Origin of the sequence: Sediminicola luteus (assembly GCF_002514735.1) — a bacterium.
Lineage (GTDB): Bacteria > Bacteroidota > Bacteroidia > Flavobacteriales > Flavobacteriaceae > HQA918.
Genome location: NZ_NBWU01000001.1, coordinates 724,016 through 737,149, shown reverse-complemented (window position 1 = coordinate 737,149; position 13,134 = coordinate 724,016). Strand labels below are relative to the sequence as shown.

Here is a 13,134-nt window from a genome sequence, read left to right as displayed (position 1 = left end):
TTATTTTTTGATATATCCCTTTTTATAGGCACGGATTATGGGGATTTGAACTTCTTCTAGCCTACGGTCTTCCTGCAATACTAAAGCGGTAATACTCAGCCCAACATGAATGCCATAGAGGTTGTCTGGGTTTCGTATACCGATATAGGCATCGCGCCGGTCTTTCACCCGAACCACGCCCGATTTAAAATTCTCACGGGAAGATGGTAGGTGGTAACTAAACTCCTCCTTGTCCTTAAATCGCATGGCCTGGGCTTCAGAACGCATGACATACACATCGCAAATGTTCGCCCCGGGCGGTGGACTCAATGTTGAAATGGCCTGTTGTAATTTTTGGTCATTGTCGGCATACGTGCTCAATTGGGAGGCCAATTGAAAGGAGGCCAAGGTATTTTCCATCTGCTCCTTATCGCGGGAAGCGGTAAAACTATAGTACCATTCTTGGGTGCCTTCGGGCAGTTGTACTGGGATTAAAATGCGGTTCTTGCCCCCTTTTACCAGGGCATTGGAGGTGGAGTTAAGATAATAGCCCTCTTCCTGAACGGGTACTACATCCTTTTTACGATGGCTTATCCATTGTTTTACGGCAAATCCGTAAGTAGTATCCTTTTGTTGGCGATAAGCGATGGTCGGTACTTTTTTATGGGTTGAAGTCACGCTATAAGTGGCTTTATATTGCACGTTTTCGTTAGAAAGGTTTTGGAACCAAAGCGTAATTACGCCCGCCTTTTTTGCTGTGAATTCAAAAGTTCTAGATTCAAAATCTTGGGCCTCTAATAGTACTTGTTCCTGATCGTCGTACAAGCGCATAAGACCAACCTCAGCTTTTTTAGGGCTGATGGCACTCACGCTCCAACGGAGTTGGTCCCCTTCGAAAAGGGCAATATCGTGGGTTTGGCCTTGTTGGGGCGATAAGGATAAAGTGCCTTGGTCACTACGGTTTTGGGCCGTACCGACTACAGATAATACAAGGGAGAGCAGCAGGATTAAGATTCGCATATGGTAGGTTTTGAATACAATCAATCACCTCAAAGTTAGCGAATCTAAACTCAATCTTTAATTTAAGAGCGACCCTATTTTAAGACTGATAAAGTAAGTACGCGGGCGCGAGGGGCCATAAACATAATTGGCATCGCGATCAGGACCTTTGTCAAAATCGGGCTGATAGCTGTTAAATAGGTTTTGGATACCCCCACCCACTTCAAGCTGATAGTCTTTATGGATGTCGAAGGTGTAGGCCGTTTTAAGGTTCAGCTCCAAAAAATCATCGGTTTTCTCCAAGCGGTCGTTCGGAATATAGCCTGCGATATGCGGTACGAACATAGATCCGGTATAAACTGCCGAAAGGTTGTTTTGCCAGCGTTTGGTAGGGGCAAAGGTTACGATGAGGTTACCATAAAGGTTGGGCGATTTAAAGAACTGATCGGCATCGTCGGTGATGGCATCGGGATCTTCGCTCCAGGCCACTTTTTCGTCGTATTGTGAACGTTGTAGGGTGGCCCCCATTTGAAGCTGCCATTTTTCGTTCGGGGCATATTTTCCTTCCAGGTTCATTCCGTATACATCTGCCCCAGGACTGTTCTTTTTTAAGTAGATAAACTGACCCTCTACTGGGGTAATGCCCAATTCGTCCAGTTCTTCATCAGTGGCCTGCTCGTTTACAAAAGGGTCGTTCAAACGGGTGTAGAAACCTTCCAGGGTCAGGCCATAATCCCCCTTGGGTGTGCTTTTCGATAAATCGAAGGAGGCCAAATAGGTATGCGAGGTCTCTGATTTGAGTCCAGGTGCGAACCGCACGAAAGAAACCTCGCCAGCAGCCACGCTCGAATGCACGTCTTCTGTAAAGTATTGGGGTGCGCGAAACCCTTTGGCATAACTGGCCCGTAGTTGAATATCGGGGGTTAGGTTGTACAACAAGTTCAACCTAGGGTTTAGGTTGATGTCTTTTTCCGTCAGGTTATGTACATCGGCCCGCAAACCGCCCAAGAGTTTCAGGTTGGGCCTTATCTGCCATTCCTGTTGCCCATACACACTATAAATACGGATCTGCTGGTCTATAAAGGCATTGAATCCGGGTTTGGCATCTTGGGTTAGGTTGTACTTGAATTCCAGCCCCCCGGTAAAAATGCCGCTTCCGCCCAAGAAACTTTCCATTTTTTGGGTAAACTGTGAACCTAAGACATACACATCATCTTTAGAGTTTCCAAAACCACGTACACTTTCTTCCAAGGTATCGCCTTTACCTCCATAGAAGTTATCGTTTTTAGACAACTGAAGGGTACCGTAAAGGGAATAGGAGGTAGAGGCATCTTTGTTATAGTGTTCATAGGCGAGCCCACCGCTGATAATTTCCGAATCTATGGTCTCGGTTATATCGCTTTCGAAGGGTTGCAGGTCCAGTTGGTTTCCGCCCCGGCGTTCTTCATTTATGGTATAGAAATCGGCCGAAAGCTTGCTACGATCGGTCGGTTTATAAAACGTATTGAAACCTAAGGTTTGGTTTTGCATTTGGGTGACTTCGGTAAAACCGTCTCCGTCCATATCAAAGGGTTGGCGGTCGCGGTACATACCGAACAAGGTTATGCCGCTTTTTAAAGCATCGTCTACAATTGTGGCGTTTAAGGTAAGGGCCTTGTCGGCGGCCTCACCACCGATCAGACCTAGGTTGGAACCGATTTGAAAAGCATCTTCAATAGGTTCTTTGGTGATGATGTTTATGGTCCCGGCAATGGCGTTGGAACCATAAAGGGCCGAACCACCACCGCGTACCACCTCGATACGGTCGATCATATTCACAGGGATTTGATCGAGACCATAGACCCCATTCAGGGCACTGAATACAGGTTTGCTATTAACCAAAATCTGGGAGTAAGCCCCGTCGAGCCCATTGATACGTACTTGCGAAAAGCCACAATTTTGGCAATTGGTCTCCATGCGCAGTCCTGGTTGAAAATTAAGCCCTTCGGAAAGCGAAAGGGACTGGGTAGAATTGAGTACGGCACTATTGGTCACGCTCACGATTACGGGGGCCTCTTTTCGGTTCAGATTGTTCCGGGTCGCCGAAACCACTACCTGATCCAGACCTAAAACGTCTTCTTCCAAGTCAAAATCGGTCAAAATAGTACGATTTTGTGTAAGGGTAATCGTTTTTTCCAAGGTTTTATATCCTATACCCTGACAGACCAAGGTATGGGTTCCCAAGGGAACATCTAGGTGGTATTTACCCTGGGCATCGGAGGTAGTGCCGATACTTTTTCCTTTGATAAACACCGTTATATAAGGTGCTGGGGCATCTTTATGGGTAATGGTGCCTTCTAAATGTCCGGTCTGCGACAGTACCAAAAATGGAAATACTAGTAAGGCAAATAGGAGGTGAAACTTCATTTTTAATTTAAAATGAATTAATTTTTAGACAAAACTAAAAATATGTTTTTACATATAAAAATGTATTTTTGTCAAAATGCTAATTCATCATGACGCATTCCGAGGAAAATTATTTGCGGGCCATCTATCATTTAGGTAGGGATGGCGATGGCTATGTATCTACCAATGCCATAGCCGATCGGTTGGCTACCAAACCTTCTTCCGTTACGGATATGGTAAAGAAATTGGCCGAAAAAGGATTGTTGGATTATGTACGCTATCAAGGGGTTTCTTTGACCGAAAGTGGCGAAAACGTGGCCTTGACTTTGATACGTAAACACCGTCTTTGGGAAGTGTTTTTGGTAGAAAAGCTCCATTTTAGTTGGGATGAGGTACATGAGGTTGCCGAACAACTGGAACATATTAAAAGCGAAAAGCTCATTGATAAGCTCGATGCCCTTTTGCAATACCCCAAATACGATCCGCACGGCGACCCTATTCCTGATAAGGACGGAAAATTTGAAAGACGTGAAAAAAAATTGCTATCTGAAATGAATGTGGGCGAAGCCGGTATTTGTGTGGGGGTAAAAGACAGTTCGGCCACTTTTTTAAAATTCTTGGACCGCCACCAAATCGCCTTGGGCAATAACATAAAAATTATGGAGCGGGAAGAGTATGACGGTTCTTTGACACTGTTGATCGAAGGCCGCGAGATTTCCATTTCCCATCAAATAGCATCCAACCTATATTTAAACTCATAGACCATGGAATCGATAATTGCATATTTCGAATCGATCAACCCTATTTTGGCGGCTTTTTACGCCACCTTGTTTACCTGGGCACTTACGGCCTCAGGGGCCGCCCTCGTATTTTTGTTCAAAGGTATGAACCGGGCGGTACTCGATGGCATGTTGGGCTTTACGGGCGGGGTAATGGTAGCCGCCAGTTTTTGGAGTCTGTTGGCCCCTGGTATTGAAATGAGTCCGGGTGAGGGCTTTGTAAAAGTGATTCCTTCGGCCGTTGGTTTCTTATTGGGCGCCCTTTTCTTGTTTGGTTTGGATAAGGTACTGCCCCATTTGCACATTAATTTTAAGGAAAGCCAGAAAGAAGGGGTAAAGACCCCTTGGCATAAAACTACCTTACTTACTTTGGCGATTACCCTACATAACATTCCGGAAGGTTTGGCGGTGGGTGTGCTGTTCGGAGGGGTGGCTGCTGGTTTTGAAGGGGCCTCTATTGGAGGCGCCGTAGCTTTGGCCTTGGGTATTGGGCTACAGAATTTCCCGGAAGGTTTTGCCGTGGCCATGCCTTTGCGTCGTCAGGGATTAAGCCGTACCAAGAGTTTTATGTACGGACAGGCTTCGGCCTTGGTAGAACCCATTGCTGCCGTATTGGGTGCCTGGGCCGTATTGACCTTTGAGCCCATTTTGCCCTATGCCCTTTCGTTTGCTGCTGGTGCCATGATCTTTGTGGTGGTTGAAGAGGTGATTCCCGAGACCCAACTCGATGAGTATACCGACATAGCCACGATGGGTTTTATCGGCGGTTTTATTGTTATGATGACCTTAGATGTAGGCTTGGGCTAGTCTATCGGTAACAAATTTCCGACCAAGCGGTTTACGAGGCTTATCCGCTTATCGATCAATACAGGGGATTCATCCGTAAGCTTTGTATTTTATAGAGTTTTTAGGGTGTAGGCCTAATTTCGTTTTAGCCCGGAGTATGTGGTGATTTATTTGTTGCACGTCCCATTTTCAAATGATGTGCGCGTATGCTGATAGAGATTACCTACATTGTGTTGTTGCACCTGCTTATTGTGTCCTTGTTTTTATTCATAACAAGGTCCTATGGGCGTCCGCTTCGTATTTTAACCCCTTTGGCCATCATTTCGGTATCGGTAATCGTAAGGTTGAATACGCATTTCCAAACCTATTTTTACTATTGGATCGGGTTGGTGGTGGCCCTTATGCTAGGGCGGTTGCTCATGAATTATATCGCCAAAAAGAAATCGGCCCAAGACAAGGTACGTAGATTGTACGCCCCCCCTAAAACAGCGTGGTATAAAAAACATCCCTATATCATATTCGGACTCTTGGTATATGTGTTCGTGGCTATGGATCGAGTGTTGGAATGGATCGATTCCGGTTTTACTTCCTTCGATTTTAAAGGGGAGGAAACCGGCTTGGCCTTACTTATGTTTTTGTTGTTGGGAAGTTTGATCGAATTGGCCAATAAACAATTGGGGAATTTTATCAATAAAGAGAATACCGATATCCGGTTTTTGAATGAAAGGGTGTTCAATACCGAATTCATCAACCTATATAAAAACCAGATTCAAATGTTACTGGGGGCGACCTCGGCCATGGGGCTGTTTCTATACATGCTTTTCTCTTTTCCGTTCGAAGGCCATTTGGCCGATATGTTACCCGATAATACCGTGGATTTAGGATTATGGGGGCTAAGCTGCCTGTCGTTCTTCTTTATGGCTTGGGGATTGCTGAATTGCTTCTATCTCTTTAAACTCGAAATAGCCCACATTCCTTTACGTGCCGTTGGTATTGGCTTATTGACCAAATTGGCCCTAGGCATGGTTTTGGGCCAGTTGTTTGGGGCCGATTACCGTATCATAGCCACCTTGTTCGCTTCTTGGGTATTTATGATGCTAACCCTACGGGGCAATATGGCCCGTTTCCGCAACATGGATTTCTATGGGCTGTATGCCTGATTGGCAAGTATTTTGCAGTTACCCATATTGATTATCTTTGAAAGGAGCGATTTTCTTATGAACAAGCTATTTCTTTTTTGGGTGGTTTTAATTGCCATTCCAATGTCGGCCCAAGAACTACCCTATAGGCAATATATGCGCGATTTTGTTATTCGCATAAGTGAATATGCCAAAGGTCAGAATGAAAATTTCGTTGTTATCCCTCAAAATGGCATTGAATTGGTCACGGATAATGGTGAGCCTTATGGAAAATTATCCAAGCCTTATTTAAATGCCATTGATGGTCATGGACAAGAAAGTTTGTTTTTTGGGTATGCCGGCAATGACAAGCCCACGCCTAAAAAAGAAACTCGTTTTCTAATGTCTTATTTGGATAGATCCAAAGCCGTTGGCAATACCATTTTGGTTACGGATTATTGTGCAAAAGTTTCAAAACAGGAAGAGGCTAGAAGAAATAATTTGGCGAAAGGGTACATTAGCTTTCGTGCGGCAACAAGGGAATTGACCGAAGTACCGTTGTTAGCAAATGTGAATAAGCAAAAGGTACTTCGCTTATCGGAGGTATCCAATTTTTTGTATTTAATAAATCCAAGCGCATATTCTGACCGAACTTCTTTTATAGAGGCATTGGCCGCTACCGAGTATGATTTACTCATTATAGATCTTTTTTTTGGTGATATGCCCTTGACAAAGGACGAAGTATCTCGATTATCGCAAACGAAAACAGGGAGAGCGCGTTTGGTGGTCTGTTATATGTCTATTGGTGAAGCAGAAGATTACAGGTATTACTGGGAGTACGATTGGGATGATCAAGTACCAACATGGATTGCTGCTGAGAATCCGGATTGGGAGGGTAATTACAAAGTAAAGTATTGGCACTCCGAATGGCAATCTATAATCCTTGGCAATAAAACGAGTTATTTGGATAAGATTTTGGAAGCTGGATTTGATGGGGTTTACCTTGACATTATTGATGGTTTTGAGTATTTTGAGGGAACACATTGAAACCGTTAAGGTAAAAGAGCTGGCTTGTTGAAATTCGAAGAAGGTAATTAGTAGTTGAAATCTGGGTTTTAACCGATTTAATGGGTGTAAAAACCAAAAGATGGTTTCTTTGTAAATGTCTTTTGCTATTTACTGAATGTCACCAACAACCAATTCAAAAATCAAGGTACTATTAATTACCGAAGGCACGTATCCTTATAATGGTGGAGGGGTTTCAACTTGGGCCCATGATCTTTGTTCCCATGTTAAGAATGCGGAATTCGGTATTTATGCGATCAATGCTGAGGTCGAGCCTAGTCCTAGGTATGAATTAGGTCCAAACGTTAAAAAGGTTATCCAGGTACCTATTTGGTCTCCGGAGGAACCCATGGATTGTCTCGATTATGACATCCCCTATACTCAAATTGTACTTAAAAGGGAAAGAAGTAGCGAGGAAGCTATTCGTAGGTTGTTTGTTCCCTATTTTAAAAAGTTTGTCAAATTTCAATACAAGGAAAAGCCATCTGCAAAGAAATTGGACAAGGCGCTAAAGGGAATGTGGCGTTTTTGGCAACGTTTCGATTATAAAAAAACCATGACCAGTCAATCGGTTTGGAAGGCGTTTAAGGAGGTTGTTTTTGATTTATATCCTGATCCCAGCGAGGGCAGGGCCAACTTGGAAGACTTGACAACGGCCATGCGATGGATGTACAGGTTTTTATTGCCTTTGGCCATTGAGGTTCCCAAATACGATCTTAGTCATTTAACCATGGCAGGCTTCGCCGGATTACCGGCCATTTCCCAAAAATACAAGTTTGGGACTCCAATTCTGCTTACAGAACATGGGGTGTTCATTCGTGAGCGTTTGATTGCCATCGGTACTTCCGATTATTCTTTTTTCCTAAAGCGTTTTCTAATTCATTTTTCTGAAGCGGTAACCCGTTTGGTGTATTATCATTCAGATCTGATAAGTACGGTAAGTAAGTTTAATCGGGGATGGGAAATTTTGTACGGTGCAAAGAAAGATCGGATAAGGGTAGTTTACAATGGGGTAGATCCCAAATTATTCGAGCCCACTAAAAAACAAAGGACCGGTACCAGGCCTACTGTAGTCGCTGCTGCTCGAATTTTTGAGTTAAAGGATATCTTAACCATGATTCGTACTTGTAACGAGGTACGTAAAAAAATACCGGATGTACGTTTCTTGGTTTACGGTAATAAAGATGCGGTACCTGAATATACCGAAAGATGTGAATCCCTAATACGGGAACTTGGATTGGAAGATCATTTTGTATTGGCCGGATTTCATAACAGACCGGAAAAAATCTATTTGGAAGGAGACCTCTCTATATTAACCTCCATTTCCGAAGGTTTTCCATACACGGTAATAGAATCCATGAGTTGTGGTATACCGGTAGTCTCCACTGATGTAGGTGGGGTAACCGAAGCCATTGATCCTAGTTGTGGGGTGGTTTGTAAGCCCAAGGATGTCAAAGAAATCGCAAAAGCCGTGGTTCATTTATTGCAAAACGATTCCATCCGTTTGTCAATGGGGGAATCGGCCAGAAAGAAAGTGATGGCCTTTTTTACTATCGATAAATTTATTTCCGATTTCGAGTCCTTATACGCCGAACTTAATACTGAAAAACATGAAAGGGTTATTCCCCAATTAAATCAAGAAGAGGTATTCGTTTAATATGGGGGATTTTCATTTAAAAGTAAGAACACTTACCCAAGATGTTATTGATAAGATCGGGGATCCGGTAAATTTCATTGAAGTCGTGGCTTGCCTCGAATCATTTGGTATCAGGGATAAGGATGTTTTTAGCGATTATGGTTTCGTTTCATTAACCGATTTGGCACGTAGCATATATGCCGATCTAAAGGAAAAGCGTGGTGGTAATGTTTTACTGAATGAAAAAGAGCGGGTAAAAAAAACCGACCAAAATGAAATCCCGGTCTCTGATTACTTGATTACCAAAGCCAAGATTTTGGGTAAGTACTATCCGCTTGGCCTATTTCACATCCTTCCGGTTTTTATCCAAATCGCTGCGATTGTATTGTTTGGCTATTCCTTATGGACTTTTTTGGGTTTTAATATTATCCAGTCAACTGCAGTAGTGTTAGGCGTTATTTTAGGGTTGGTTTTCTCTGGGGGCTATGTCCAGGTTATGGGAAGGCAGGCCTCTTTTTATTGGGATCATGCCGAATATGCTAAAGCTAAACTTGTTGTTGACAAGATTACATATTCAGGGGTTTCAGGAATGCTTCGAATGTTCGTGGTCTTATTTTTAATCAATTTTCTGTTCAATCTTTACCCATTCGCATTTTTATGTGTTGTTGTGGTGTATACCTTTCTTATAGGCCTTTTATTATTAGTTATGGCCCCGTTCCACACCATGAAACAACGCTGGGGAATCTCATTGGCGGTTATCATTGCCACTTTATGCGCCTTGGGCTTACATGCCGCGGGGGTGTGGGTCTACCTAAGTCACTGGACAGGCATTTTATTGGCGATAGTAGTTTCTAAAACACTGCTGTACTGGCTTTTCAAGAAAAAAAAGGCCTTGGAAAAACCAAATATAAAACCCAAAAAATTAGTGGTCATTTACAGAAATTATCCCTATTTCTTTTATGGAATGGGTATCTATGCCTTTATCTTCCTTGATCGGATTTTGGCATGGACCGCAAATACGGGAATTACCCATCGTTTCATGCTGCTCTATGAGAAAGACTATGAGATCGGTATGGATTTGGCGATTCTGATGTTTTTCCTTCTGGCAGGCGTAATGGAATTTTCGATTGCCGCCTTTAGTAAGTTTATGGATATAAGGCAAAAAAACACGGGCTACTTGGATGTTGCCGTATTCAATAAAGCTTTTCATCAAATGTACTTAAAGCATATGGGGCTTTTGGTGGTTTCGGCCGTCGCTGCCGCCTCATTTATATATTGGGTAGCAACTAGCCCTATGGGGTATACATCGCGTTTCGATGAACCCTTGGAATCTTTAAGTTTAAAAGTCTGTTTAATAGGTGTGATCGGGTATTTGTTCTTGAGCTGGGGTATGTTAAATTCATTGTATTTATTCACCTTGAATAAGCCAAAGCCCGCATTAACTAGCCTATTGGTGGGCTTTGCAACAAATTTTACAATTGGATTTGCTTTAAGTAGATGGGTGTCGTATGAGTACAGTGCCATAGGCATGTTATTGGGGGCTTTAACCTTCGGTGTGTTAAGTTGTAGACAAGTGTTGGCCTTCTTTAAAGAATTGGATTATCATTATTATGCGGCGTATTAAAAGTCTTATTTTTTGTATGCCGCTCTGCTTGGGACTACAGGCCAAGGCGCAAGAAAGTCTGTTCGTATGTTACGGGAGGGTGGCTCCTGAACATATTCAAGGTTTTGATATGGTGATTTTAGAGCCAGGCCACTACAAAGAAGAAGAAATCGCGCTTTTCAAAAAGAATAACGAAAAGGTCATTGGCTATGTGAGTTGTACAGAGGTTAACTTAGAAGCTCCTTATTATGAGGAGGTTTCTGACTTTGTGTTAGGTGCCAATGATAATTGGGATAGTCACTATCTCGATGTTTCCATGGAAGAATGCCGTTCCGTACTGTTGCAATATTTTCATTCAGTATTGGCCAAGGGGTTTGACGGACTGTTTCTCGATACTCTGGACAATGCTTCACAATGGGGCCCGTTGTTTCGGATCCAGTCGGGTTTGTTCGATTTGATTCGGGCCACTACCCAGTTGAAAAACGACATTATATTGCTGCAGAATGGAGGCTTATGGAACATGGAATTCTTTGGCCCTTTGACCCGCGGGGTCCTTGTCGAATCGGTTGTTACGGCTTTCGATTTTCAAAAGGGCACTTACGAATTGGCCTCTAAAGAGCAAGCGATAAAGCAAATCAAGAGACTTAAGGCCGTGAAAAAGAAATTCAAAAAAGAGATTTATATAGTCGAATACACCCAAAGTGCAAGGGTTAAAACTATGGTCGAAAGAATCATACCTAAGGACTTCAATGTTTTCGTTGCCAATATCGATCTGAACCAAAATCCCAAGTTTGAATAATGGAATTGAGTATACCCAACATAAATGGAATGCTTTTAGGCCCATTTCGATTGGCGGTATTGGGCATTGGTTTTTTTATTCTCTATCGTTGGGTTACCAAGAAACCATTGGTACAAACCGATCTAGATTGGGCTTTTGTCAATTTGTCAAGGTATATGTCTATTTTGATAGTTGTACTGTTTTGTTTGGTATTCTTAAAGGCTTACGATTTGTTTACCATATTTTTTTTGTTTATGGTTTTTCTAGGCCTCAAGTATTTGGATCTTAAGAATTATAAGAACCTAAACCGCAGGTTAAGCCGGAAAAAAATGCCTTTTTTGGTGGCCTTTTTCGATTTCATTGAAAAAAAGCCGGGTAAGGAAAAATTATGGGAAGAACGGAAACCTTTTTGGAAGGCGTCTAAGAATTATATTGTATTGGTATTGGCCTTAGTTGGTGCGCTAACCTTTCTATCTCGCTATTTGTTCTTAAAGTATGACCTATATACCCTTTCGGGCCTGTGGCTTAAAGACTTAGAAAGGGTAAAATCCATTGATCAGGGCATTTTTGTGGCAAACGATCTTTTTGTAAGGGGCGAACCTATTCTAATAGACTTTTACGCGAAAATTACGGGAATCAGTCAAGAGGTGGCATTGAGTTCCTTTGGTCTATTGGAGCATGTAGGATTGGTTTTAATGTTGTATTGGTTAATAGGAAAACTTAGTGGGTCAAAATTAGTTTTACCATTATTTGCCGTCGGACTTTTTGCCATTGGTTATGGCTTTTTGCCCTTAAATATCAATTTGTTGCACAAACATAATCCCGAGTTTTTAGCATTGATCATGGCTATACCACTAATGTATTTCAGTGCTGGGAAACCGACGGTTTTACCTAAAGGGGTTTCACTTTTTGGTTTTGTATTGCCCGTTGGGATCGCTATTTGCGCCACAAGTATTTTCATCGGCTTTATAATAATGCCCCTGTTTTTGTTGTTATTGGCGATCATTAGGGTAACACCCATAGAGCGGCTTGGTAGAATAACAAAGGCATATGCTTTAGGGCTCGTATCGGTAGTGGTTTTATATGGATTTATGAGTTGGTTCAAAGGTTATGTCTTTTTAGACTTTTTACTTACCAATTTGATACAAGTGAACACCTATACCTATTTTCCCCAGTTGGCGGTAACCTTGGACGAATTGTTACTATATTACGATTGGATGGGCTGGTTGGGCATATTGCTGCTCTTGCCTCTGTTTTTCCGGGATAAGGGAAAATGGGGGGCGATTTTGGCCTTTATGTTGTTTACTGCCATTTTATTAATGCTTAGAAACATCGATTGGCCTTGGTTCGACAATGATATTTTAATGCAGTGCCTACCTTGGTTCTTGGTATTACAGTTGGTATTGTTTTTGCGTGTTTTAGGAAGTTGTTTGGAAATTGTTTTCGCCCCGCTTTCCAGTTACAAAAAAAGTCTAAGGCTTTCTTTATTGTCCCTAATTTTGGTTGGTGTACTACTTTTTAATGGAAGTACGGAGTATTCTTTAAAAGAGAAAGAGCCGCTTAAAAAAGAGTTACTGAAAGCCTACGGTACCTTGTCAATGGGAAATTTGCCCTATTCCTATGGTGTTGTAAATCAGGGTTACGGTTTAACCTTGGCCAAAGGATCACACCATTATATGGGTTATGCCGAGTTTTTGGATACTTATCCGAAACGGGATGCCTTGTATCAAGCCATAAAGGATGACAAAAATTATCTACGTGCCCACCCTAAATCGGCATTACCTCCCAGTATTTTTGTCTTTGTTTCCAAACCGGATGCGAGTATCTCGGAATATGGTTTGGTCACCCCTCCGGAAGTTAGGGAGGGAATAGGGGAGCTACTTCGTAATTTACGAAAAAAGGGAAGACATATTGAAACGTTTTTTGAAGATGAGAATTTACAGGTTTACGAGATAGTGAATAAAGAAGACTCCAGTGATTTGAATGCCCTAATTTTTAACCTGTAG

10 protein-coding genes are annotated in these 13,134 nt (G+C 42.4%); 8 read left to right on the top strand and 2 right to left on the bottom strand.

Features of this window, described 5'->3' with window-relative positions; genetic code table 11:
• Together B7P33_RS09855 and B7P33_RS09850 are read right to left on the bottom strand one after the other, a co-directional pair.
• A complete protein-coding gene (locus B7P33_RS09855) occupies positions 1–999 on the bottom strand; it encodes a hypothetical protein (protein ID WP_141402438.1) in 999 nt (332 codons plus the stop codon).
• Between the two features lie 57 nt (positions 1,000–1,056).
• Positions 1,057–3,384, bottom strand: a complete 2,328-nt coding sequence (locus B7P33_RS09850) for a TonB-dependent receptor (RefSeq protein WP_097441798.1) — start codon at positions 3,382–3,384, stop codon at positions 1,057–1,059.
• 89 nt (positions 3,385–3,473) lie between these two features.
• On the opposite strand from B7P33_RS09850, the gene B7P33_RS09845 reads away from it, so the two are divergent.
• From B7P33_RS09845 to B7P33_RS09810, 8 genes are all read left to right on the top strand, one after another.
• On the top strand, positions 3,474–4,124 hold the full coding sequence (locus B7P33_RS09845) for a metal-dependent transcriptional regulator (protein WP_097441797.1): 651 nt from the start codon (positions 3,474–3,476) through the stop codon (positions 4,122–4,124).
• Between the two features lie 3 nt (positions 4,125–4,127).
• Positions 4,128–4,949, top strand: a complete 822-nt coding sequence (locus B7P33_RS09840) for a ZIP family metal transporter (protein ID WP_097441796.1) — start codon at positions 4,128–4,130, stop codon at positions 4,947–4,949.
• A gap of 185 nt (positions 4,950–5,134) precedes the next feature.
• Entirely contained in the window at positions 5,135–6,088 is a 954-nt protein-coding gene (locus B7P33_RS09835) for a hypothetical protein (protein ID WP_097441795.1), read from the top strand.
• Between the two features lie 135 nt (positions 6,089–6,223).
• Positions 6,224–7,093 carry an endo alpha-1,4 polygalactosaminidase gene (locus tag B7P33_RS09830; protein ID WP_172435914.1) on the top strand — a complete coding sequence of 290 codons (870 nt, stop codon included), beginning with the start codon at positions 6,224–6,226 and terminating at the stop codon, positions 7,091–7,093.
• Positions 7,094–7,229: 136 nt separating this feature from the next.
• Complete coding sequence (gene pelF / locus B7P33_RS09825) at positions 7,230–8,768, top strand: GT4 family glycosyltransferase PelF (protein ID WP_097441793.1); 1,539 nt, start codon at positions 7,230–7,232, stop codon at positions 8,766–8,768.
• Position 8,769: 1 nt separating this feature from the next.
• A complete protein-coding gene (locus tag B7P33_RS09820; protein ID WP_097441792.1) occupies positions 8,770–10,371 on the top strand; it encodes a hypothetical protein in 1,602 nt (533 codons plus the stop codon).
• Between the two features lie 16 nt (positions 10,372–10,387).
• Positions 10,388–11,149: an endo alpha-1,4 polygalactosaminidase gene (locus B7P33_RS09815; RefSeq protein WP_172435913.1), complete on the top strand. Its 762-nt coding sequence runs from the start codon at positions 10,388–10,390 to the stop codon at positions 11,147–11,149.
• Complete coding sequence (locus tag B7P33_RS09810; protein ID WP_097441790.1) at positions 11,149–13,134, top strand: hypothetical protein; 1,986 nt, start codon at positions 11,149–11,151, stop codon at positions 13,132–13,134. The genes B7P33_RS09815 and B7P33_RS09810 overlap by 1 nt, the downstream gene beginning before the upstream one ends.

Coding starts and splice junctions, on each gene's coding strand:
- B7P33_RS09855 (WP_141402438.1), bottom strand. CDS start 999: ATGCGAATCTTAATCCTGCTGCTCTCCCTTGTATTATCTGTAGTCGGT.
- pelF (WP_097441793.1), top strand. CDS start 7,230: ATGTCACCAACAACCAATTCAAAAATCAAGGTACTATTAATTACCGAA.
- B7P33_RS09830 (WP_172435914.1), top strand. CDS start 6,224: ATGCGCGATTTTGTTATTCGCATAAGTGAATATGCCAAAGGTCAGAAT.
- B7P33_RS09815 (WP_172435913.1), top strand. CDS start 10,388: ATGCCGCTCTGCTTGGGACTACAGGCCAAGGCGCAAGAAAGTCTGTTC.
- B7P33_RS09840 (WP_097441796.1), top strand. CDS start 4,128: ATGGAATCGATAATTGCATATTTCGAATCGATCAACCCTATTTTGGCG.
- B7P33_RS09845 (WP_097441797.1), top strand. CDS start 3,474: ATGACGCATTCCGAGGAAAATTATTTGCGGGCCATCTATCATTTAGGT.
- B7P33_RS09820 (WP_097441792.1), top strand. CDS start 8,770: ATGGGGGATTTTCATTTAAAAGTAAGAACACTTACCCAAGATGTTATT.
- B7P33_RS09850 (WP_097441798.1), bottom strand. CDS start 3,384: ATGAAGTTTCACCTCCTATTTGCCTTACTAGTATTTCCATTTTTGGTA.
- B7P33_RS09835 (WP_097441795.1), top strand. CDS start 5,135: ATGCTGATAGAGATTACCTACATTGTGTTGTTGCACCTGCTTATTGTG.
- B7P33_RS09810 (WP_097441790.1), top strand. CDS start 11,149: ATGGAATTGAGTATACCCAACATAAATGGAATGCTTTTAGGCCCATTT.